Source organism: Parvibaculum sp., from assembly GCF_039680535.1.
Taxonomy (GTDB): domain Bacteria; phylum Pseudomonadota; class Alphaproteobacteria; order Parvibaculales; family Parvibaculaceae; genus Parvibaculum.
Genome location: NZ_JBDKSS010000025.1, coordinates 107912 through 129220, shown reverse-complemented (window position 1 = coordinate 129220; position 21309 = coordinate 107912). Strand labels below are relative to the sequence as shown.

Annotated in this window: 21 protein-coding genes; 8 read left to right on the top strand and 13 right to left on the bottom strand. The window is 63.3% G+C overall.

Annotated elements, in window-relative coordinates; all coding sequences use genetic code 11:
• Positions 1–50: 50 nt before the first annotated feature.
• Positions 51–854, bottom strand: a complete 804-nt coding sequence (locus ABFC66_RS15925; RefSeq protein WP_346741954.1) for an SDR family oxidoreductase — start codon at positions 852–854, stop codon at positions 51–53.
• A 200-nt stretch (positions 855–1054) separates the two neighbouring features.
• Between ABFC66_RS15925 and ABFC66_RS15920 the strand changes: the two genes are divergently transcribed.
• From ABFC66_RS15920 to ABFC66_RS15900, 5 genes are all read left to right on the top strand, one after another.
• On the top strand, positions 1055–2089 hold the full coding sequence (locus ABFC66_RS15920; RefSeq protein ID WP_346741953.1) for an alpha/beta fold hydrolase: 1035 nt from the start codon (positions 1055–1057) through the stop codon (positions 2087–2089).
• 43 nt (positions 2090–2132) lie between these two features.
• Positions 2133–3635, top strand: a complete 1503-nt coding sequence (locus ABFC66_RS15915) for a PQQ-dependent sugar dehydrogenase (protein WP_346741952.1) — start codon at positions 2133–2135, stop codon at positions 3633–3635.
• Positions 3636–3697: 62 nt separating this feature from the next.
• Complete coding sequence (pabB, locus tag ABFC66_RS15910; protein ID WP_346741951.1) at positions 3698–5065, top strand: aminodeoxychorismate synthase component I; 1368 nt, start codon at positions 3698–3700, stop codon at positions 5063–5065.
• On the top strand, positions 5062–5646 hold the full coding sequence (locus ABFC66_RS15905) for an aminodeoxychorismate/anthranilate synthase component II (protein WP_346741950.1): 585 nt from the start codon (positions 5062–5064) through the stop codon (positions 5644–5646). The genes pabB and ABFC66_RS15905 overlap by 4 nt, the downstream gene beginning before the upstream one ends.
• Positions 5643–6500: an aminotransferase class IV gene (locus ABFC66_RS15900; RefSeq protein ID WP_346741949.1), complete on the top strand. Its 858-nt coding sequence runs from the start codon at positions 5643–5645 to the stop codon at positions 6498–6500. The genes ABFC66_RS15905 and ABFC66_RS15900 overlap by 4 nt, the downstream gene beginning before the upstream one ends.
• On the opposite strand, the gene ABFC66_RS15895 is transcribed toward ABFC66_RS15900, so the two are convergent.
• Positions 6501–6893, bottom strand: a complete 393-nt coding sequence (locus ABFC66_RS15895; RefSeq protein ID WP_346741948.1) for a hypothetical protein — start codon at positions 6891–6893, stop codon at positions 6501–6503.
• 162 nt (positions 6894–7055) lie between these two features.
• Between ABFC66_RS15895 and ABFC66_RS15890 the strand changes: the two genes are divergently transcribed.
• Positions 7056–8150 carry a M14 family metallopeptidase gene (locus tag ABFC66_RS15890; protein ID WP_346741947.1) on the top strand — a complete coding sequence of 365 codons (1095 nt, stop codon included), beginning with the start codon at positions 7056–7058 and terminating at the stop codon, positions 8148–8150.
• An 87-nt stretch (positions 8151–8237) separates the two neighbouring features.
• On the opposite strand, the gene rpmF is transcribed toward ABFC66_RS15890, so the two are convergent.
• The 3 genes from rpmF to ald all read right to left on the bottom strand — a co-directional run bounded on the left by rpmF (position 8238) and on the right by ald (position 10267).
• Entirely contained in the window at positions 8238–8423 is a 186-nt protein-coding gene (gene rpmF / locus ABFC66_RS15885; RefSeq protein ID WP_152214493.1) for a 50S ribosomal protein L32, read from the bottom strand.
• Positions 8424–8623: 200 nt separating this feature from the next.
• Positions 8624–9061 carry an SPOR domain-containing protein gene (locus tag ABFC66_RS15880; protein WP_346741946.1) on the bottom strand — a complete coding sequence of 146 codons (438 nt, stop codon included), beginning with the start codon at positions 9059–9061 and terminating at the stop codon, positions 8624–8626.
• Positions 9062–9148: 87 nt separating this feature from the next.
• Complete coding sequence (ald, locus tag ABFC66_RS15875; protein WP_346741945.1) at positions 9149–10267, bottom strand: alanine dehydrogenase; 1119 nt, start codon at positions 10265–10267, stop codon at positions 9149–9151.
• Positions 10268–10489: 222 nt separating this feature from the next.
• Here ald and ABFC66_RS15870 point away from each other — a divergent pair, with 222 nt between their 5' ends.
• Positions 10490–11110 (top strand): CoA pyrophosphatase, encoded by a 621-nt coding sequence (locus tag ABFC66_RS15870; protein ID WP_346741944.1) that lies wholly within the window; start codon positions 10490–10492, stop codon positions 11108–11110.
• A 6-nt stretch (positions 11111–11116) separates the two neighbouring features.
• Here ABFC66_RS15870 and ABFC66_RS15865 read toward each other — a convergent pair whose 3' ends face one another.
• The 3 genes from ABFC66_RS15865 to ABFC66_RS15855 all read right to left on the bottom strand — a co-directional run bounded on the left by ABFC66_RS15865 (position 11117) and on the right by ABFC66_RS15855 (position 14691).
• Positions 11117–11311: a DUF2061 domain-containing protein gene (locus ABFC66_RS15865; RefSeq protein ID WP_346741943.1), complete on the bottom strand. Its 195-nt coding sequence runs from the start codon at positions 11309–11311 to the stop codon at positions 11117–11119.
• Between the two features lie 96 nt (positions 11312–11407).
• Positions 11408–13912 carry a cation-translocating P-type ATPase gene (locus ABFC66_RS15860; protein ID WP_346741942.1) on the bottom strand — a complete coding sequence of 835 codons (2505 nt, stop codon included), beginning with the start codon at positions 13910–13912 and terminating at the stop codon, positions 11408–11410.
• 92 nt (positions 13913–14004) lie between these two features.
• On the bottom strand, positions 14005–14691 hold the full coding sequence (locus ABFC66_RS15855; protein ID WP_346741941.1) for a glutathione S-transferase N-terminal domain-containing protein: 687 nt from the start codon (positions 14689–14691) through the stop codon (positions 14005–14007).
• Positions 14692–14973: 282 nt separating this feature from the next.
• Here ABFC66_RS15855 and ABFC66_RS15850 point away from each other — a divergent pair, with 282 nt between their 5' ends.
• On the top strand, positions 14974–16005 hold the full coding sequence (locus ABFC66_RS15850; RefSeq protein ID WP_346742067.1) for an ABC transporter ATP-binding protein: 1032 nt from the start codon (positions 14974–14976) through the stop codon (positions 16003–16005).
• 15 nt (positions 16006–16020) lie between these two features.
• Here the strand turns inward: ABFC66_RS15850 and ABFC66_RS15845 are convergent, their stop codons facing one another.
• The 5 genes from ABFC66_RS15845 to cysT all read right to left on the bottom strand — a co-directional run bounded on the left by ABFC66_RS15845 (position 16021) and on the right by cysT (position 21292).
• Positions 16021–16749, bottom strand: coding sequence for a MerR family transcriptional regulator (locus ABFC66_RS15845; protein ID WP_346741940.1), 729 nt, complete (start codon positions 16747–16749; stop codon positions 16021–16023).
• A 163-nt stretch (positions 16750–16912) separates the two neighbouring features.
• Positions 16913–18085: an acetyl-CoA C-acetyltransferase gene (locus ABFC66_RS15840; protein WP_346741939.1), complete on the bottom strand. Its 1173-nt coding sequence runs from the start codon at positions 18083–18085 to the stop codon at positions 16913–16915.
• 359 nt (positions 18086–18444) lie between these two features.
• Positions 18445–19497: a sulfate/molybdate ABC transporter ATP-binding protein gene (locus ABFC66_RS15835; RefSeq protein ID WP_346742066.1), complete on the bottom strand. Its 1053-nt coding sequence runs from the start codon at positions 19495–19497 to the stop codon at positions 18445–18447.
• A 61-nt stretch (positions 19498–19558) separates the two neighbouring features.
• On the bottom strand, positions 19559–20422 hold the full coding sequence (cysW, locus tag ABFC66_RS15830; RefSeq protein ID WP_346741938.1) for a sulfate ABC transporter permease subunit CysW: 864 nt from the start codon (positions 20420–20422) through the stop codon (positions 19559–19561).
• A gap of 9 nt (positions 20423–20431) precedes the next feature.
• Positions 20432–21292, bottom strand: a complete 861-nt coding sequence (gene cysT / locus ABFC66_RS15825) for a sulfate ABC transporter permease subunit CysT (protein ID WP_346741937.1) — start codon at positions 21290–21292, stop codon at positions 20432–20434.
• Positions 21293–21309 lie beyond the last annotated feature (17 nt).

Genomic DNA, 21309 nt, shown 5'->3' with positions numbered 1-21309 from the left:
CGGGAGGGCAAGAGCCTCGCAAGGGCGCCGACCAAAATCGCTTCAGACGATCAGCTGAACGCAGCCAGCGCGTTCGCGCCCGCATCGCCGAGCTTCGTTCCGCCATCGACGTCGATGATCGTGCCGGTGATGTATTTGGCATTGTCGGTCGACAGGAAGAGCGCCATGTCGGCGATGTCGGTCTTGGTGCCGTAGTCGCGAAGCGCGAGGCGCGCCTTCACATGCGCTTCGGCTTCCGGCGTCGGCGCGAGACGGACCATGCCTTCCGTGTCGGCGATCGGTCCGGGCGAAATCGCATTGACGCGCACGCCTGCAGGACCCCACTCCATCGCGAGGCATTTCGTCAGCATGTTGATGCCTGCCTTGGCGGCGCAGACATGGGCCTGGAACATCGACGGGTTGATCGCCTGCGGCGCCGTGATCGAGATGAGCGACGCGCCCGGACGGTTCAGATACTGGAATGAAGCGCGCAGCACGTGGAACGTGCCGATCAGGTCGATGTCGACGACCGTCTTGAAACCGTTGGACGACATGCCCAGCGCCGGGGCGACGAAGTTGCCGGCCGCGCCCGAAATCACGATATCGATCTTGCCGAACCTGTCATGCGTCGCCTTGAGCGCCTTGTCGACCGACTCGAAATCGCGCACGTCGGCGGCCATGCCGATGGCGTCGAAGCCTTCGTCGGTCATCGTCTTCGCGGCCGCCGTAATCTTGTCATGGCTGCGGCTTATGATGGCAACCTTGGCGCCCGCCCGCGCGAAATGCTGCGCAATGCCGAGATTGATGCCGCTCGAAGCGCCCGCCACGAAGGCGACCTTGCCTGCAAGCACCTTGTCCTTGAATGCGTTTGTCATAGTGTCCTTCCCGTTTCGATTCGGGCGCCGGATCAGATCGCCAGCGCGTTTCCTCTTGCTGGTCTGCATCAAGCCTTCACTCCGAGGCCCCTGCAAGGCCCGAAGACGAACATGACCTGTCCGCATTTGTGGCGGCAGGCAGGACTCTCTAGAATGCCTAGCCTGCCGCTACGTCGCGGTAGAGGCGGAGACAAAAAAGAATGGCGATCCTCAAAGGCGTGGCCGCGACCGTGGCTGCGATCTTCCTGATTCTGCTGGTGTTCTATTGGGCTGCGGGCCGCGCCAAACCCGTGCTCGACGCCGACTCACGCGCCGCTCTGCGGAAGCAGGGCCTCGCCCATGCCTTCATGGACCTGCCCGACGGCACCGTGCATTACCGGCTCGAGGGCCCGTCGAACGGGCCGCTTGTCGTCCTTGTCCACGGATTTTCGCTCCCGTCCTTTGTCTTCGACGACTATGTGAAACCGCTGACCGATGCGGGCTACCGTGTCCTCGCCTTCGACAATTACGGGCGCGGCCTCTCCGACCGGCCAGCCGTCGAGTACGACGCCAACCTCACCGACCGCCTGATCCTCAACCTGACGGACAAGCTCGGTCTCACCGCGCCCGCGCATTTCGTCGGCTATTCGATGGGCGGCGCGGCGGCCGTCATCTTCGCGGCGAGGCACCCCGAGCGCGTCCGCTCGCTGACGCTGATCGCGCCTGCGGGGCTCGGCATCGCACCGAAGCTCAAGGAGGGCGTTCTGGCCCGTCCGGTCATCGGCGAGTGGATCGCGCGGATGTTCGGCCTACGAATTTTCCATGACATCGCCGCCAAGGACGCTCAGGCCGCGCCGGACCCGGTTCGTTTCCTCGCCGATTTCGACCGTCAGATGGATTATCGCGGCTATGGCGATGCGCTGGTGTCGACGATCCGTCATTATCCGCTCGACAGCGCGCAGGTGGATTACGCCGAAGCCGGGCGGTCGGAGCGGCCTGTCCTGGTCATCTGGGGTGAAGCGGACGAAACCGTGCCCTTCAGCGCCTCGCAGAAGCTGATGGCGCTGATGCCGCGTGCCCGGCTTCATTCCTATCCCGGCCTTGGGCACAATATCGCGTTTTCGCGGGCGCCTCTGGTGACTGGCCTCATCCTCGATTTTCTTGCCGGGCAGCAGGACGTAACAATGGGCGCAAAGACGCCCATGCGCATCGAGGCCAGACCCGCGGGCAACGGAGCCGCGCCGGAACAGCGATAGGGCACGTGAGACCTCAAGGCGCGTGGGAACAAGGGGGACCCGGATGCTGCGAAAAGTATTCTTCAGTCTTCTCATCCTGATCGGCCTGCCCGCCGCAACCGCATACCAGTTCTGGCCGGCGGCCTGGACCATCAACGCGCCGATGCCCAACGATCTTCTCAACTGGGGCACGGACGCGGCGCCGGACAGGACGCTGCGCGAAAGACTGCAACTGCCCGAAGGCTTTCAGGTGAACCGTTATGCGGTCGGGCTCGGACAGCCGCGCATCATGCGCTGGACGAGCGGCGGCGACCTTCTGGTGTCGATCCCACGCAAGGGCGAGATCGCCCTGATCGGCCGCGACACCAGGAAGACGGGGCGCGGCGGGCCGATCCGCGCGCTGCTCACCGGCCTCAACCGGCCGCATGGCATCGAGCTTCATGGGGGCTATCTCTATGTCGCCGAAACGGATGCGATCCTGCGCGTGCCCTTCGACGAAGCGACGGGCAAGCTCACCGGCGCCATCGAGCGCATGATCACCGGCCTCCCCGCGGACGGGAACCATTGGTCGCGCACGCTGCGCATGGGGCCCGATGGCTGGATGTATGTGAGCGTCGGATCGTCCTGCAATGTCTGCATCGAAAAGGACAACCGCCGCGCGGCCATCCTGCGCTTCCGCCCGGACGACAAGGTGGTTGAAATCTATGCCGAAGGCCTTCGCAACACGGTCGGCTTCGACTGGGATGCGCAGGGACGCATGTGGGGCGTCGACAATGGACGCGACCTTCTGGGCGACGACCTTCCACCGGAAGACCTGAATCTCATCGAACAGGGCAGGTTCTACGGCTGGCCCTTCCGCTATGGGAACAACGTGGCCGATCCCGACTTCGGCCAGACGCCGGATCCACGCATCGCGGGCGCCGTGCCCCCTGCCTATGGCTTCCCCGCGCATATGGCGCCTCTCTCGATCAAGTTCGTCCATGGTCCGGTGCCCGGCCTTCAGAACGCCGCCTTGGTGACGCTACACGGCTCATGGAACCGGGCGGAAAAACAGGGCTACCAGATCATGTCGGTCCATTGGGGAGCGAGTGGCGACATTACAGCCGCACCCTTCATGACCGGCTTTCTGAAGGATGGGGAAGTGCTCGGCCGCCCCGTCGACACCACGGAGGGCCCCGACGGCGCGATCTACGTGTCGGACGATTACGCAGGCGCCATCTACCGCGTGAGCTATGGCAACGCGGCTCCCGTCCCCGCCGAACCCGCCGCTCCCGCGCCTCCCGCAGCAGCACAACCCAAGGCCGAAGAAGCGCCCGAAAATGCCGGTGAAACGGCAACCGCCAGCGAGGTGCTGCGGGGAGAAGCTCTCTTCGAAACCACGGGCTGCGCGGCCTGCCATGGCGGCGAGAGACCGGCAGCCCCCTTGAAGGACATCGGCGCCCGTTACGGTCGGGACGACCTTTCCCGGCTGCTGGCGACGCCACCGGCAAACATGCCCTCCTTCGCCCGGTTGAAAGAGGATGAACGCCTGGCCATTGCAGCCTATGTTCTCGCCACATACGAGTGAGGGGGCTAGACTGGGCTTCCGGTTGGTCTTGCTTCAAGCGAGGTCCGGCGCCTTTGTCCGACATGCATATCGAAGAATTTCCATGGGCCGCGCCGCATGAGCTGTTTCATGCGTTCGCCGACGAGGCTTTCGCCCTGTTGCTCGACAGCGCAACGGCGGCGCCGGGCCGCGACCCGGCGCTGCATGGGCGCTGGAGCTTCATAGCGCTCGACCCTTTCGAAACCATGGTCTGGCGCGAGGGGGGCGAAGAAGCGCCCTTCACGCTGCTCAAGGAACGGATGGCCGCGCTTGCCGCGCCGTCGAGCCCGGGCCTGCCGCCCTTCTCCGGCGGTGCCGCAGGCTATTTCGGCTATGGGCTCGGCCGCACGCTCGAGCGTCAGCGCGCGATGTCTCGCGCCGCAGACGATCAACACCTTCCCGACATGGCTCTCGGCCTCTACGACACCGTCCTCGCCTTCGATCATGCGGAAAGGCGCGCATGGATCGTCGCGCCGAACGCCGAACGCGCAGGCGCGCTACGGCTGCGCGTCTCAGAGGCGAGGTTGCGGACGGCACGGTCCGCACGAAAGGTTCTGGCGCTCCGATCGAACTTCACACGCGACGCATATGAACGCGCCGTCGCGAAGGTCGTCGACTACATCCATGCGGGCGATATCTTTCAGGCAAACCTCTCGCAGCGTTTCGAGACGAGCCTCGCCAAGGGCGACACACCATACGAGCTCTACCTGCGCCTGCGCGACGAAAGCCCGGCGCCCTTCGCTTCCTTCTTCAACTTCGGCGAAGGCGCGATCGTCTCATCATCGCCCGAGCGCTTTCTCCTGACCCGCAACGGCAAGGTCGAAACCAAACCGATCAAGGGAACGCGCCCGCGCGGGGCAACCGTTGAGGAAGACGCCGAACGCGCCGCCGAGCTTCTCTCGTCCGAGAAGGATCGCGCCGAAAACGTGATGATCGTCGATCTCCTTCGCAACGACATAAGCCGCGTCTGCGAGGATGGCAGCGTGAGCGTCGAGAAGCTCTGCGCGCTGGAAAGCTTCGCACAGGTGCATCACCTCGTCTCGACGGTGCGGGGAAAACTTCGCGCGGACAAAGCCCATGTCGATCTGCTTGCCGCCTGCTTCCCCGGCGGCTCCATCACCGGCGCGCCAAAGCTGCGCGCAATGGAGATCATCGACGAACTCGAACCGACAATGCGCGGACCTTATTGCGGCGCGATCGGATATCTCGGCTTCGACGGCGCGATGGATACGTCCATTGCCATTCGCACCATGGTGGTGAAAGGAGACCGCGTCACGTTCCAGGCGGGCGGCGGCATCACGGCGGATAGCATCCCCGCAACCGAATACGAGGAAACACTGACCAAGGCGCGCGGCATGGCACGCGCCCTCGGAGTCGAAATCGCGGCGGAGCCTGCGGAGGTCGAGGCATGATCCTCCTCATCGACAACTACGACAGCTTCGTTCACAACCTCGCCCGTTATGTCGGTGAACTGGGCTTTGCGCGCGAGGTCGTGCGCAATGACGATATCACGGTCGAGGATGCGCTCGCCCGCGAACCGGAAGCGATCATTCTGTCGCCCGGCCCATGCGGCCCCGACGAGGCGGGCATCTCCGTGGCGCTGGCCCGCGCGGCCGCCTCCGCCCGCGTGCCGCTGCTCGGCGTCTGCCTCGGCCATCAATGCATCGCCACGGCATTCGGCGGCACGGTGCGCCGCGCTTTCCCCGTACACGGCAAGCCCGCAGAGATCCATCACGGTGGCACAGGCATCTTTCGCAACCTTCCGAACCCGTTCGTCGCTGCGCGCTATCACTCGCTGGTGGCGGATCTTTCCGAAAATGGGCCCCTCCGCGCCACCGCGCATTGCGACGATGGAACGCTGATGGCGCTCGCACACGCGCAGGCGCCGATCTACGGCGTACAGTTCCACCCCGAGTCCGTGCTCACCGAACATGGCCATCTGCTGCTTTCGAATTTCCTGAATGCAGAAGCGGCGGCCAGGAGACGCGCATGATTGTCTGGCTCAACGGCGAACTTCTCGACGAAAGCGACGCGCGGATCGACATTCGCGACCGCGGCTTCCTTCTCGGTGACGCGCTCTTCGAAACCTTGCTGGCGAGGCGCGGCCGTATCGCCTTTCTCGATGCCCATGTCGTGCGGCTGGCGGCAGGTGCGAATATTCTAGGCATACCGATGCCCATGTCGACAGGCCTGCTCGCGGTCGCCTGCGAGATGCTGCTCGACGCGAACGGACTGAACGAGGCGCCGCGCGTGGCGCTCCGCATCACGCTGTCGCGCGGGCCGGGACCGCGCGGGCTGTTGCCGCCAGAGAGCCCGCAACCAACATTGGTCATTACCGCGGTGGAAAGCCCGCCGCCCGCGACGTCGCTGACCGCCATCGTGGCGACGCCGCGCCGCAACGCGCTTTCGCCCGTCTCGCGTCTCAAGGCCGCGCCCTATCTCGACAATGTGCTCGCCCGCGAGGAGGCGCGCGCGCGCGGCGCCGACGAGGCGCTCATGCTCGACACGTCGGGCTATCTCTCCTGCGCCAGCGTCGCCAATGTCTTTCTCTGGGAGGGGGGCAGGCTCGCCACGCCCGCGGAAGATTGCGGCATCCTGCCGGGCGTAACGCGGGCGGCGGTGATCGAACTCGCGACCCGCCTCGGCATCGAGGTCGTCGAGGACATGATCATGCCGCAGCGGCTTGCCCGCGCGGATGGCATCTTCCTCACCAACAGCCTGATGGGCCTCGTGCCGCTCTCGCGCATCGAGACACACGAGCTTCCGCCTCACCGCATGACGGGGCGTCTGCAGGCTGCCTATGAGCTTCTCCTCGAAGCCGAGGAAGAAGAGGCGGATGAGTTTTGACTACTCGTTGACCGAGAAGTCGCGCCGCGCCGATGTAATGGTCACGGTGAATCCCGCGATCACGTCGAGCAGCGTCAGCATTACGATCAGGAAGAAGTCCGATGTGCCGAACTGCGGCAGCACGATGAATTCCACCACCGCGATCAGCAGCACCAGCATCGACAGCGCGTGGTTGACGATGGTGAGCGTGCCCGTCCGCGTCGCGTTGATGATCTCGATGAACAGAAGCAAGAGACCGAGAACGAGAATGATGTCGCCAACATTGACGGTCCAGATGGCGCCCGAGATCAGCGCGATGGAGAACACCTCGGTCTCCAGCGTGAAACCGGTGATGAACACGACGACGTTATAGGCGATGACCACGAGCGCCATCAGCGGCAGCGATCCGAACATTGTCGAAAATCCCCCAGTTTTAAGACCGGGCGCCCCCCGCCCGGCCGAAATACGTGCCAATATAGCACAAGCGCGGAAAATCGCCTCCTCGCGCCCTCGCTTGGCCGGACGAAGGCCTCATGCTTGGATGCAGGCAGAAAAGAACACGGGGGAGAGTTCGGGATGACGGCGACGACGGGGCCTTTTGCCAGGAGCTATGCCGAGGCGCGCGCCCGGTTCCTTGCCGCTGCCGGCTTGGCTGGCGCCCGGGTGACCAGCGAAATGCACCCCTTGCGCGGCCCCGACGGCGAGGAACTGGCCATCGACGCCGCCCTGATCGGCCCCGCAGGTGCCTCGAAGCTTCTCGCCATGACCTCGGGAACGCACGGGATCGAGGGCTATACGGGGTCGGCCATCCAGTCGAAGCTGCTTGAGGAGGGGCTCGGCGAACGTCTGCCGCAGGATACGGCGCTTCTGTTCATTCATGCGGTCAACCCCTGGGGCTTTGCGCATGGTCGGCGCGTCAACGAGGACAATATCGACCTCAATCGCAATTTCACCACGCCGCCCTTCCCCGAAAACACGGGCTATGCGCTTCTCCACGATGCGCTTGTCCCCCGCGAATGGACCGAGGAGACGCGCGCAAAATCGCGCGCCGCACAAGGCGCCTTCATCAAGGAGCATGGGATCGGAGCCTTTGTCGCAGCACTCAGCGCCGGCCAATACACGCACCCCACGGGGCTCTTCTATGGCGGTCAGGGACCGAGCTGGTCCAATCGCATCATGCGCGAGATCTTCGAACGTGAGTTCCTGCCGCGAAGGACACTCGCCTTCATCGACATCCATACCGGTCTCGGCGAACGCGGCGCAGGCGAATTGCTCTGCACCGAGCGGCCGGGCCATCCGGTCTTCGAGCTTGCGCGCCAATGGCTCGGCTCCGATGTGCGCTCGACCAGCGCCGGCACCTCGGTCTCGGCAGATGTCCGCGGCTCGATGAAAAGCGCGCTGATCGACCTTCTCGCCTCGGATGGCCGCCCGCGCCAGACCATGGCGATCTCGATCGAATACGGAACCGTGCCGCAGGATCGCGTCGGCGCGGCGCTGCAGGCGGACAACTGGCTCTATCAGCATGGCGATCCGGCAAGTCCGCAGGGCCGCGAGATCGCGCGGGAGATGCGCGCGGTCTTTCTGGTCGAGGAAGCAGACTGGGCCGAGACGATCCACGAACAGGCCGCCCGCCATGTCGGCAACGCCCTCAAGGGGCTCGCAGGCGCCTGAAGACAAAGACGCCTGAAACGACAAAGGCGCCGGCGGTTTCCCGCTGGCGCCCTGAACGTTGATCAGCCCCGAAGGGAAGAAGCTAAATCAGATGTCCGATTTGGGCTTCAGAATCTGCTTGCCGCGATACATGCCGCTCTTCAGATCGACATGGTGCGGACGGTGAAGCTCGCCCGAATCCGGGTTCTCGACATAGGTGGGCTGCTTCAGCGCATCGGCCGAACGGCGCATGCCGCGCTTCGACGGCGAGGTTTTTCTCTTGGGGACGGCCATTTCTCGGGTCTCCGGTCTGGCAACGCCTGGACCCCGGGGCTCGCGACCCGCTTGGGACCGGCTCTTGGGCAAGGCTTGTGAAATTGTGTCGGTCCGCTCGCCCGATGGGGCAACGGCCATTGGCGGGCCTTATACAGGCAAAGCGACCCGCAAGTCTACGGGCTTTGGCAAGGGATTTTACCCCTGCTGTGCGGAGCCCGCTAGCGGAGAGCCACCACCGGGCATCGGGCGGCCGAGAGGCCAGCCTCGCTGCAAGCGACCCGCGCCTCGCGCTCGGTGACGAAATTCCCCATGCGTACCCTGTGGAATGTGCCGTCCCCCTTCACCTTGACCGTGTTGATCTTGAGCTTGTGGTCACGCTCAAGCGCGGGATAGCGCTCCGCGACGTCCAGATACCGCCGCGTGGCCTGGGCTATCGAGCCATAAGAGCCGAGCGGTACGTAATACCGGCCCGCCGCCGCGGGCTTCCGGGCAGGCGTGATCGAGCCGGTGACGATGTCCGCGTTCGGGTCCTGAGCGGCGGTGGCGACGCGATCATGATGGATCCGGCCCCGCTGCTCGCGCTGATAGGCAAACAGTGCAACACAGGCAGCAATCAGAAGAAGCCAGAACAACTCACTCCTGCGCGTACGTCCCATGGGTCATCCCCCCCGCTGTCGAAATCAGCAGGGAGAGTGACGCCCATAGGGTTAATTTGCGTTTAATTATGGCACAAGAGATCCGGCCTAGCTGGCCAGAACCTGCGCCGCGGGCGTGTAGGGAACGCCGATCGCATCCGAAACGGCCTGATAGGTGATCTTGCCCTTGTAGACGTTCAGGCCGGCCAGCAGATGCGGATTGCCGGCGAGCGCCTTGGCGTGTCCCTTGTCTGCGAGCGCCAGCGTGAATGGCAAGGTCGCGTTGTTGAGCGCGAAGGTCGAGGTCCGCGCCACGGCGCCCGGCATGTTCGCCACGCAGTAATGCACCACGTCATGCAGGATATAGGTCGGCTCGGCATGGGTGGTCGGGCGCGAGGTGGCGAAGCAGCCGCCCTGATCGATGGCGATGTCGACGAGCACGGAGCCCTTCTTCATCTTCTTCACCATGTCTTCCGACACGAGCTTGGGTGCCGCAGCGCCAGGCACCAGCACCGCGCCGATGACGAGATCGGCCCCGAGCACATGCTCTTCGATGGCGTCGACGGTCGAATAGATCGTGTTGAGGCTCGGTCCGAACCGCGTGTCGAGCTCGTAGAGCCGGTGCAGGTTGAGGTCGATGACGGTGACATGCGCCTCAAGGCCCATGGCCATGCGCGCCGCATTGGTGCCGGAAACGCCGCCGCCCAGAATGACGACCTTCGCTGCGGGAACGCCCGGCACGCCGCCGAGAAGCTGGCCGCGCCCGCCCTGCGCGATCTCAAGGCAATGCGCACCCGCCTGGATCGACATGCGGCCCGCGACTTCCGACATCGGCGCAAGCAGCGGCAAGCCGCCCCGCGCATCCGTCACCGTTTCATAGGCAATCGCGACGACGCCCGATTCCATCAGGCCGCGCGCCTGTTCCGGATCCGGCGCAAGGTGGAGATAGGTAAAGAGCACCTGACCTTCGCGGAGCTGCTTCCACTCCGATTCCTGCGGCTCCTTCACTTTCACGATCATGTCGGCGCTGGCGAAGATTTCTTCCGCCGTATCGATGAGCTTCGCACCCGCTGCCGCATATTGTTCGTCGAGAAGACCGATGGCGAAACCGGCGCCCTTCTGCACCAGAACTTCATGCCCGTGATGCACCGCCTCGCGCACGGAGGAAGGCGTCATGCCGACGCGATACTCGTGAACCTTGATTTCCTTGGGAACACCGATGCGCATGAGAGTCTCTCATCTGTTCGAGGCGGCGGGAAGCCGCCCTTTCGTCTCGAATCTACCGCCGCGCCCACGGCCTTCCAATATCCTCGTCAGATTAAATCGCGCGTGAGTGTTTAATATACTAGTCAGCGCTTCGTGGTATGACGGCGCTGACGCACATTTTCATGACATCGATTGCCCATATATTAAACATCTGGGCGCCGATCCTGCGTGCTAGAAAAAGACATGACACATGTTTTCGACGAGGCGCTTCGCGAGAAAATCGGGGCGCGGCTTTCAGCCTTCGAGCGCAAGGCGCATGAGGGGCAGGGCCTCAAGCGCGCCGCGGTCACTATCGCCATAGCTCCCCATGAGGGGAGGGCAAGCTTCCTGCTGACGCGCCGCGCACCGCGCCTCAACGCGCATGCCGGCCAATGGGCGCTACCCGGCGGGCGGCTCGACGCGAGCGAGACGGAAATAGATGCGGCGCTTCGCGAACTCGACGAGGAAATATCGCTCCGCATAGGGATCGATGCCGTTCTGGGCATGCTTGACGATTATCCGACGCGGTCCGGCTATGTCATCACGCCGGTCGTCGTGTGGGTGGAAAATACGGAGGCGATGAAGCCCAATCCCGGCGAGGTCGCGTCGATCCACCACTTTCACCTCGCCGAACTCGAACGGCCGGATTCGCCGGTCTTCCTCACGATCCCCGAAAGCGAACGGTCGGTGATCCGGCTGCTCCTCGGCGAAAGCCATGTGCATGCGCCGACCGCCGCCCTGCTCCATCAGTTTGCGGAGGTGGCGCTTGCCGGCCGGCCGACCCGCGTTGCCCATTACGAGCAGCCGGTCTGGGCCTGGAAGTAACGTCGTTCAGGCCGCGTGCAGCGACCCGTCATGGCGGTCGTGCCAGCTCTCATAGAGGAAGTGGATGAGCGCGTTCACGGCGGGCTCCACCACGGCGACACTTGCCGCAATCGCCGCCTGGCCGGTCAGCACATAGGCAACCGTCAGTCCCACGAAGAAGTGGACGACTGAGAAGGCGACGGCTTTTCTGGCGGCACGCATGACGAAACTCCCTTGCTCGCTCTTGTTGCGAACGATTATCATTTAAAACTGACAGCGGGAGTTGTCAAGGGCCGCGCTCTCCAAGCGGGGGGCAATTCAGGCGGTCAACCGGTGCCGCCAGAAAGGCTTCAGAAGCTCGAGAATGACGAGCGTCACGACACATGCGATGGCCGCGAAGCCCAGATCGTCGGCATGAAGCGGACCGAAGCGGAAAAGTTCACGGGCGGGCAACCAGAAGAGGATCACCGCAAGAACGGCGATGACCGCCGCTATTTCCAGCCACAGAGCCCTGTTGTGAGCGCGGAGCGCGTCGAGCAGCGAGGTGCTGAAAGAACGGTTGGCGAAGATCAGCGAGATATTGGTGAGCACCAGCGTGACGAAGGTAATCGCGCGCACCTCCGGCTCGCTCATGCCGCGGCTCATGGCAAGCCAATAGCTCGCGATGATCACCCCGAGCGCCAGGAAGCCCTGAACGAGGCTCCAGACGATGAGCCCGCCGGAAAAGAGCGGGCTCATCCGATCGCGCGGCTTGCGCTGCATCACATTGGGTTCTTCTTCCTCGGCTTCGAAGACCACCGAACAAACCGGGTCGATCACCATTTCGAGGAAGGCGATATGGATCGGCGTAAGGATGAGCGGCCCGCCGAAAAGCAGCGGCACGATGGCGACGCCCGCGATGGGAACATGGACGGCAAGGATATAGCCCATGGCCTTGCGCAGATTGTCATAGATGCGCCGGCCGAGACGCACCGTCTTCACCATCGAGGCGAAATCGTCGTCGAGCAGCACGATCGCCGCCGCCTCGCGCGCCACGTCTGTGCCGCGACCGCCCATGGCGATGCCGATATGCGCGGCCTTGAGCGCCGGCGCATCGTTCACGCCGTCGCCCGTCATGGCGACGATTTCGTCATTGGCCTTGAAGGCCTGAACGATGCGAAGCTTCTGTTCGGGCAGGATGCGCGCAAAGACCGTCGCGCGACGCACATGCTCGCTCAGCGCCTTGTCGTCGAGCTGGTCGATCTCGGCGCCCGTCAGCACATCGCCGACCTCGAGCCCCGCCTCCACCGCAATGCTGCGCGCCGTGGCCGGATAGTCGCCGGTGATCATGGCGACGCGAATGCCCGCCGCGCGGCACTCGCGGACGGCCTGCTTCACCTCGGGCCGCAGGGGGTCCGCAAGACCAACGAGACCCGCAAAACGCATCGAGAGATCGAAAGGCGTGGACGGCATCGGCCCCGCATGATCCCCCTCGGCAAGCGCGAGAATGCGCATGCCCTTCTCCGCCATGTCGTCGACGGAGCGGCGGATCGCGGCGATCTCCTCCTCCGGCAATTTGCAGAGCTTGGCAATGGCTTCGGGCGCGCCCTTGGCTGCGACGATGTAGCCGGGCCTGTCCGGCGCCTTCCAGATCTGCGTGACGGCCAGAAGCTCCGACGAGAGGCCGAAACCGCGCTCGAGCGTCAGGTCGCCATCCGGCGTCGCAAGCGCGTGAAACGCCTTTTCCATCGGATCGAACGGTTCCTGGGCGCTTGCAAGCACGCCGAGATCGAGCAGGCGCTTCAGCGGCGCGGGCACCTCTTCGCCATCCATGTGATAGACGAAATCGCCGACGCGCAATTCGGCCACCGTCATGCGGTTCTGCGTCAGCGTGCCGGTCTTGTCGGTACAGAGAACCGTCGTCGCGCCCAGCGTTTCGATGGCGGCCGCGCGGCGCGTCAGCACGCGCGCGCGCGAAATGCGCCACGATCCCATCACCATGAAAACGGTGAGGACGAGTGGAATTTCCTCCGGCAGCATCGACATGCTGATCGCGATACCGGCGAGAAGGCCGCCGAGCCAGTCATGCCGCGTCAATGAGAAGAGAATGACGACGGCCGAGGCGAGAACGGCGCCGACGATCGCAAAGCCGCGCACCAGGGCGCCGGTCTGCGCGCGAAGCGGCGGCTCCTCAGCCTCGATGCCGCCGAGCGCCGTCCCGATCTTGCCGATCTCGCTCGATGGGCCTGTGGCGACGACCTCGCCGATCCCCTGCCCATGCACGAGAAGTGTGCCGGAGAAGACGAAGGGCAGATCCTCGCCCCCCGGGCGCATGGCAGCAACTTCCCCGCTCGCCGCAGTCTTGCGCACCGGCGCCGACTCGCCCGTCAACAGCGACTCGTCGACCAATACCTCATTAGCCGAAATCATCCGCGCATCGGCCGGGACACGGTCACCCTCCGCCAGCATGATGATGTCGCCACGCACCACGTCGCGCCCGGCGATGCGCCTCGCATGGCCGTCGCGAATGACGAGCGCACGCGGGCTCGTGAGGTCCCGCAACGCCTCGATCACACGCTCGCTGCGCGTCTCCTGAATGACGGCGATGGAAATGGAAAGAGTGGCGAAGCCGAGCAGGATCAGCGCCTCCCGCTGATCGCCGAGGATCATGTAGATGACGCCGGCGCCCAGAAGCAGGCCGAACATCGGCTCGCGAACCACGCCGAGGACGATGCGGAGAACGGTACGCTTCTCGGGTTGCGGCAGCAGGTTCGGACCTTCCGCCTTGAGCCGCGCGGCGGCCTCAGCCTCCGAAAGCCCCTGAGGCCCCTTCACGTCCTGCATCCGCCTCATCCTCACTTGCCGAATATGGATCGGAAGTCTGCACGTCCGATCCATAGTCCACAATCTTTGTGACCGGCTTTGTGACCGGCGCGCTAGCGCTGCACCATCTTGCGCGCTTCTTCGGCAAATTTCTTTGCGTCCTGCCCGTCATTCTCCTGGAGCACCTTGAGATCGACCGGAATCGTGATGCCCTTCCGGGCCGCCGGCCGTGCGCCGATCGCCTCCACCCATCGGGTCAGATGCGGCAGATCGTCGATCTCGACGCCCGACCACTTGTGCGTCCGCACCCAGGACCAATTGGCGATGTCGGCAATCGAGTAATCGCCCGCGAGAAATTCGTGTTCCTTCAGGCGCCCGTCCAGCACCGTGAAGAGACGCCTGGTCTCGTTCTGGTAGCGATCGATCGCGGCCTGAATCTTTTCAGGGAAGTAGCGGAAAAAGACATTGGCCTGCCCCATCATGGGGCCGATGCCGCCCATCTGGAACATCAGCCACTGAATGACCAGAGACCGGCCCTTGGCATCGGCGGGCATCAGCCTGCCGGTTTTTTCAGCAAGATAGGTCAGGATGGCGCCCGATTCGAACACCGCGAAATTGTCCGCGTCGCGGTCGACGATGGCCGGGATGCGGCCATTGGGGCAGATTTTCAGATACCACTCTTCCTTCTGCTCGTTCCTGGCGAGGTTGATCGGGTGGACTTCATAAGGAAGCTCCAGTTCCTCGAGCGCAATCGAGGCCTTCCAGCCATTCGGCGTCGTGGCGGTATAGAGATCAATCACTGGCATCCTCCCGGTTTGCGATGTCGCAGCATATCTCGTGCAGCGCCCGCCGGGCGACAAGGGCTTTTCTGCGCCCCAGCCTTGCCTTGATCCGAAAACCATTGAAGACTGATCCAGCTCCCGGCACGCAGCTTGCTGGGTCTGCTTCGATACCAACAGCTCGCGGGACGACACAGCATCATGCCCTTAACGGAACAAACCAAGTCCGCACCCATCACTGATGCCGGAATTGGAAAACCGATCATCGAGATCAAGAATGTCTCGAAAATCTTCCCGGGGGGCATGAAGGCGGTCGACGATGTGAACCTGACGGTCGGACGCGGCGAGTTCTTCGCCCTGCTCGGGCCATCGGGTTGCGGCAAGACGACCCTTCTGCGGATGCTCGCAGGCTTCGAGACACCTACCAGCGGGCAGGTTCTGATCGACGGCCACGACATGTCGACCGTCGCGCCGAACAAGCGGCCTGTGAACATGGTCTTCCAGTCCTATGCGGTGTTCCCGCATATGTCGGTCGAGAAGAATGTCGGCTATGGCCTGCGTATGGACGGGCGGCCGAGCTCCGAAATCAGGCAGCGCGTCGAGGAAGCGCTGGAACTCGTCAAGCTCGGCGGCTTCGGAAAGCGCATGCCCAATGAAATGTCGGGCGGTCAGCGCCAGCGCGTCGCGCTGGCCCGCGCGCTCGTCAAGCGTCCTTCGGTGCTGCTGCTCGACGAACCGCTCTCCGCGCTCGATGCCAAACTGCGCGAGGCGATGCAGATGGAGCTGGTGCATCTGCAGGCGACCGTGGGCATCACCTTCGTCATCGTCACGCACGACCAATCGGAAGCGCTATCGATGGCGAACCGCATTGCCGTCATGAATGCGGGCAAGGTGCGCCAGGTCGCGAGCCCCGCCCAGCTTTATGAATATCCCAACAGCCGCTTCGTCGCGGACTTCATCGGAAAGATCAATCTCATCGCCGCCAAGGCCACGCGTTCGGGAGAAAACCGCGTGAAGGTGGCCGTTCCCCATATCGGCGAGGTCGAGCTGACAGGCAATGCCGCAGGCGATGTGGCGCTCGCGATCCGCCCCGAAAAGATCTTCGTCTCCGAGACGAAGCCCGAAGGTCAGGATCTCGTCGTCGTGCGCGGCGAGGTAGGCGAAGTCGCCTATTACGGCAGCTTCAGCAATGTCTTCTTCCATATAGGACATGGGACGACGCTTCTCGCCGATATCGGCAACGTCTCCCGCGACATCGAGGAGTTCACCTTCAAGAAGGGCGAGGAATACTGGCTCTACTGGAAGAAGGGCGACACGCTGGTGCTGGGCGACTGAACGCCCTGCACCGCCTCAATCTTCGCCACTACCAGCGCCCAGCGATCCGCTCGCGCTGACCTGCATCATTTCACGGATAAGTTTCTCTGTACGGAGGATCGGCAACATCTCATTGATGATGCGAATGCCACGGGCAGCAAGTTCCGCCGCTTCCTGCGAACCAATGCGGCTCGCAAGGCTGTGATAGAAGAGCGACACCTCGTATTTGGTGACGATATCCATCATCTGCGCATAGATGCGATAATGCTCCGGCCGATACGAGGCTTCTTCATCAAAGCCGGCGGCGCGTGACTCGGCCAGAAGCTCGACGATGCGGACGTTGCGCCGCGATAGCCAATCGCCATCTTCGCGCCCATCGATCACGATCAGGCCGAAGCTCTCAAACTCGTGAATATCATCCACGCTGATATTTGTCTGCGCGGAAACCTCTTCCAGCTTTTGCGGAGCGTGACTTAGCGATTCGCTGAGAAGCGGGCCGACGCTGTTTTCGAGCCCGATAAAGGCTTCAAGGCCGCGGGGCTGGCCCTCCGCCTGGGCCTCCACGATCGTCTTGATGATGCTGAGCGGCAGAAAGCGATCCTGCTGCAGCCGGCGGATGAGCTTAAGCCGCTCGACATGCACCTGGCCGTATGTCGCAACGTTCCGCTTCGGTCTCTCCGGCTCGGGCAACAGCCCTTCGCGGATATAATAGCGAATGGTCTCACGCCCCACGCCGGTTTCCCGTTCAAGCTCCTTCATCTTCATTCGCAAACTGGCCCCCCCTCCATCGACATCTTGCGAACAGCTTACCAAAAATTATCTCAGATTAATCTTTCTTATAAGTAAGAAAACAAAACGGACAGTGTTCCGACAAACAAAAAGGGCGGAGCAATCAGCTCCGCCCTTCCGTATGCATACAATTTGCCGCTTAGAGACGTTCGACGATCGTCACATTGGCGAGGCCGCCGCCTTCGCACATGGTCTGGAGACCATAGCGCTTGCCGCGCGCATGGAGCGCGTGGATGAGCGTCGCCATGAGCTTTGCGCCCGAACCGCCGAGCGGGTGACCGAGGGCGATCGCGCCGCCATTGACGTTCAGCTTCTCGGGGTCAGCGCCCGTCTGCTGCAGCCATGCGACCGGAACCGACGCGAAGGCTTCATTGACTTCGTAAAGATCGATATCCTCGATCTTCATGCCGGCCTTCTTGAGCGCCTGCAGCGTGCCGGGGATTGGCGCCTCGAGCATGATGATCGGATCGCCGCCAACCACCGTCATGTGGTGGATGCGCGCGAGCGGCTTCACGCCGAGCTGCTTCAGGCCCTTTTCGTTGACGACGAGGACGCCGGACGCGCCGTCGCAGATCTGGCTCGAGGTGGCCGCCGTCAGCGCGCCGCCTTCGACGAGGAGCTTCACGCCCTTGATCGCCTCGAGGCTCGCGTCGTAGCGAATGCCTTCGTCCGTCTTGTGGATTTCCTTGCCGCCTTCAGCGGTGGTGATTTCGAGCGGCACGATCTCGTTGTCGAAAGCGCCCGCCTTCGTCGCGGCAATCGCCTTCTGGTGGCTCTTGAAGCCGAACTCGTCGAGCACGTCCTTCGTCAGGCCATACTTCTTCGCCATCATCTCGGCGCCGGCGAACTGGTTGAACTGGACGCCGGGATACTTGTGCTGAAGCTCGGGGCTCATATAGATGCCGAAGCCGTTCTTCGCCGGGAGCGAGATCGGCAGGCCCATCGGAACGCGCGTCATGCTCTCGACGCCGCCCGCGACGACGATATCCATCGCACCCGACATCACGGCCTGCGCGGCGAAGTGGATCGCCTGCTGCGAGGAGCCGCACTGACGGTCGACCGACGTGCCCGGAACGCTTTCGGGAAGCTTCGACGCCATGACGACGTTGCGCGCGATGTTCATGCCCTGCTCGCCGGCCTGACCGACGCAACCCCAGATCGCGTCCTCGACGAGCGCCGGATCGATGCCCGTGCGGTCGATGAGCGCATTGACGACCTGCGCGCCGAGATCGACGGGGTGCCAATCCTTCAGTTTGCCACCCTTGCGGCCGCCGGCGGTGCGGGCCGCCGCTACGATATAGGCTTCAGCCATAATGAGTCTCCCTATGAGGACCGATCGGCGCCTCAAAATGGCTTTCGATCGGATGTTACGAAATGCGGTTTCGCCTGGCTGCCAGACCGGGCATGCGGGAACGGCTGTTCACCGCGCGGCGTCTGCGCCGCCACTCCTCATTCCCATATCGTGCCGAAAAGCCAATATCCAAGCCATTTTTATGGCGGGCCGACCTTGACGTAGGGGAATTGCGGCTGCGTCAACTCGCCTCCCACTGCTCAAATATGAGCAGACCAAAACGAAGCACCGGCGCTTGTGCGGAACAAATGAGAACACACGAATGAAAACGGGGACCATCGGCCCCCGTCACAGCTCATTTACGAACAAGGAAGTGGATTTCAGTCGCGCCTGAAAATGCGCGCCGCAATCGCGCGGACGCGCACCTGCCGCCCTTCACGCACCTCGCCAACCTCAAACAGCTCGCGAGGAACTTCCGCTTCGATGGGTTCCGCGCGGCCTTTGACATCGAGCTCGATCGTCACCGATGCGCCAAAGGGCCGAACCGCGCGAACGGTCGCAGGCGTACCGCCCGGCTGATCGCTCGAAACGATCTCGAGCTCATGGCCGCGCACATAGGCAACCGCCGGACCGTCTCGGTAGGTCTCGCTGTCCGGTACGGGGAGCAGGCTGCCCAGCACATCCGCTTCCCCGTCCTTGAGAACCGTATCGACGCGCGTAACGTTGCCGAGGAATTCGCAGACGAAGGGCGTTGCCGGATCGTCGTAGATTTCGCTCGGCGTTCCGATCTGATCGATCTGGCCGCGGCTCATGATCACCACGCGGTCGGCGAGTTCCAGCGCCTCTTCCTGATCGTGAGTCACAAAGATCGTCGTGAGGCCGGTTTCATGATGAATCTGGCGAAGCCAGCGGCGCAGATCCTTTCGAACCTTCGCGTCGAGCGCGCCGAAGGGCTCGTCGAGCAGCAGAACTGTGGGCTCGATGGCGAGCGCGCGAGCAAGCGCCACGCGCTGACGCTGGCCGCCCGAAAGCTGGCTCGGAAACCGCTTGTCGAGTCCCTGAAGCTGAACGAGTTCGAGAAGGCGACGCACACGCCGCGCGATCTCACGCTCGCGCGGACGCTCGGCACGTGGCCGCACGCGCAAACCGAAGGCGATATTGTCGAACACGGTCATGTGCCGGAACAGCGCATATTGCTGAAAGACAAATCCGACGCGGCGCTCGCGCAGGCTGAGATTTGTCGCATCAACGCCATGAAAGTAGATGCGGCCCTCATCCGGCGTCGAAAGCCCCGCGATCGCGCGCAGCAGCGTCGTCTTGCCTGAGCCCGAAGGCCCCAGCAGCGCCAGCAGCTCGCCCGGTTGCACGGTCAACGACACGCCGTTGAGCGCAGCGAATGTACCGAAGCTCTTGTGCAGATCCTCGACGTCGATGCGAACGGGCGCCTGGTTCGGGCGCGCATCGTCGCGCGTATCGTGTTGCGTCGTCACAGGATCAGTGCCCGCCCGCTGCGGCAAGCTCACGACCGTAGCGCCATTCGAGAACGGTTTTGAGAAGGAGGGTGACGAGCGCGAGGAGAGCCAGAAGCGAGGCAACCGCAAAGGCTGCAACGAAATTGTACTCATTGTAGAGAATCTCCACATGTAGCGGCATGGTGTTCGTGAGGCCGCGAATATGTCCGGATACAACCGAGACGGCGCCGAATTCGCCCATGGCGCGTGCGTTGCAAAGCAGTACGCCGTAGAGCAGCGCCCATTTCACATTTGGAAGCGTGACGCTCCAGAAGGTGCGAAACCCTCCTGCGCCGAGCGACAGCGCCGCCTCTTCGTCATCATTGCCCTGGGCCTGCATGATCGGAATGAGCTGGCGCGCGACGAAGGGAAAGGTGACGAAGATCGTCGCAAGCACGATGCCCGGTACGGCAAAGATGATCTGAATGTGGTGCGCGGCGAGCCAGGGCCCGAAGAAACCCTGCGCGCCGAAAAGCAGCACATAGACGAGACCGGAAATAACGGGCGAGACCGAGAAGGGAAGGTCGATCAGGGTGATGAGAAAACTCTTTGCCGGGAATTCAAACTTTGCGATGGCCCATGATGCGGCCAGCCCGAAGACGATATTGGCCGGAACCGCGATCGCCGAAACGATGAGCGTCAGTCTTATCGCGGAAAGCGCGTCGGGCTCGAAAAGCGCCGAGGCATAGGCTTCGAGTCCGTGGCGCAGCGCCTCCACGAAAACGACGACGAGCGGCAGGACAAGAAACGCCGCCAGATAGCCGATCGCAAGCGAGATGAGCACCCACTTGGCCAGCGGGCCTTCGCTTATCGGCGATCCGGCTTCTCTCTGTATGTTGTCGGCCATGATCTTTTCTCAGCTCGCGAAGCCGGTGCGCCGCCTGCTCCACGCCTGCAGTAGATTGACGAGCAGCAGAATGGCGAAGGAGAGCAGCAACATGACCGTCGCAACCGCGGTCGCGGCGGAATAGTTGAACTCTTCGAGGCGAATGATGATGAGCAGCGGCGCGATCTCCGACTTGTAGGGAAGATTGCCCGCGATGAAGATGATCGAACCGTATTCGCCCACCGCGCGCGCAAAGGCGAGCGCAAAGCCGGTCAGCAGCGGCGGCAGCAGCGCCGGGAAAATCACGCGCGAAACGGTTTGAAGGCGCGTTGCGCCAAGTGTGGCGGCCGCCTCTTCGAGTTCCGGCTCGAGATCGCTGAGCACGGGCTGCAATGTTCGCACGACGAACGGAAGACCGATGAACACGCAGGCGACGACGACGCCAAGCGGCGTGAAGGCGACCTTGATTCCGATATCCGCGAGAAGCGAACCGATCCATCCGTTTGGCGCATAAAGCGCCGCAAGCGCCAGACCGGAGACGGCTGTCGGCAATGCAAATGGCAAATCGATTGCGGCATCGACGATGCGCCGGCCCGGAAAGCTGTAACGCACCAGCACCCACGCAACGAGAAGGCCTGCAACCGCGTTGACGGCGCCACCGGCAAGCGCCGCTCCGAAGCTGAGCTTCAGAGCGGCGAGTGTCCGTTCGTCAGTGGCAAGCTGCCAGAAGCCCGACCAGCCAAGTCCGGCCGAGCGGATGAATACGCCGGTAAGCGGAATGAGAACGATGAGCCCGAGATAGGCCATCGAGAAGCCGAGCGTCAGCCCGAAGCCCGGCAATACCGAAGGCACCCTTCGTGGCAGCCGCTCTGTCAAAACGCTCAAGCTCATTCCCACTCACTCGCGCA

Bases quoted from the DNA above. Each gene is read 5' to 3' on its own strand.
- pabB (WP_346741951.1), top strand. From the start codon at position 3,698: ATGCATATCGAAGAATTTCCATGGGCCGCGCCGCATGAGCTGTTTCAT.
- ABFC66_RS15905 (WP_346741950.1), top strand. From the start codon at position 5,062: ATGATCCTCCTCATCGACAACTACGACAGCTTCGTTCACAACCTCGCC.
- cysW (WP_346741938.1), bottom strand. From the start codon at position 20,422: ATGGCCGACAACATACAGAGAGAAGCCGGATCGCCGATAAGCGAAGGC.
- ABFC66_RS15925 (WP_346741954.1), bottom strand. From the start codon at position 854: ATGACAAACGCATTCAAGGACAAGGTGCTTGCAGGCAAGGTCGCCTTC.
- ABFC66_RS15890 (WP_346741947.1), top strand. From the start codon at position 7,056: ATGACGGCGACGACGGGGCCTTTTGCCAGGAGCTATGCCGAGGCGCGC.
- ald (WP_346741945.1), bottom strand. From the start codon at position 10,267: ATGCGCATCGGTGTTCCCAAGGAAATCAAGGTTCACGAGTATCGCGTC.
- ABFC66_RS15870 (WP_346741944.1), top strand. From the start codon at position 10,490: ATGACACATGTTTTCGACGAGGCGCTTCGCGAGAAAATCGGGGCGCGG.
- ABFC66_RS15915 (WP_346741952.1), top strand. From the start codon at position 2,133: ATGCTGCGAAAAGTATTCTTCAGTCTTCTCATCCTGATCGGCCTGCCC.
- rpmF (WP_152214493.1), bottom strand. From the start codon at position 8,423: ATGGCCGTCCCCAAGAGAAAAACCTCGCCGTCGAAGCGCGGCATGCGC.
- ABFC66_RS15860 (WP_346741942.1), bottom strand. From the start codon at position 13,912: ATGCAGGACGTGAAGGGGCCTCAGGGGCTTTCGGAGGCTGAGGCCGCC.
- cysT (WP_346741937.1), bottom strand. From the start codon at position 21,292: ATGAGCTTGAGCGTTTTGACAGAGCGGCTGCCACGAAGGGTGCCTTCG.
- ABFC66_RS15920 (WP_346741953.1), top strand. From the start codon at position 1,055: ATGGCGATCCTCAAAGGCGTGGCCGCGACCGTGGCTGCGATCTTCCTG.
- ABFC66_RS15845 (WP_346741940.1), bottom strand. From the start codon at position 16,749: ATGAAGATGAAGGAGCTTGAACGGGAAACCGGCGTGGGGCGTGAGACC.
- ABFC66_RS15865 (WP_346741943.1), bottom strand. From the start codon at position 11,311: ATGCGTGCCGCCAGAAAAGCCGTCGCCTTCTCAGTCGTCCACTTCTTC.
- ABFC66_RS15850 (WP_346742067.1), top strand. From the start codon at position 14,974: ATGAAGGCGGTCGACGATGTGAACCTGACGGTCGGACGCGGCGAGTTC.
- ABFC66_RS15900 (WP_346741949.1), top strand. From the start codon at position 5,643: ATGATTGTCTGGCTCAACGGCGAACTTCTCGACGAAAGCGACGCGCGG.
- ABFC66_RS15880 (WP_346741946.1), bottom strand. From the start codon at position 9,061: ATGGGACGTACGCGCAGGAGTGAGTTGTTCTGGCTTCTTCTGATTGCT.
- ABFC66_RS15840 (WP_346741939.1), bottom strand. From the start codon at position 18,085: ATGGCTGAAGCCTATATCGTAGCGGCGGCCCGCACCGCCGGCGGCCGC.
- ABFC66_RS15895 (WP_346741948.1), bottom strand. From the start codon at position 6,893: ATGTTCGGATCGCTGCCGCTGATGGCGCTCGTGGTCATCGCCTATAAC.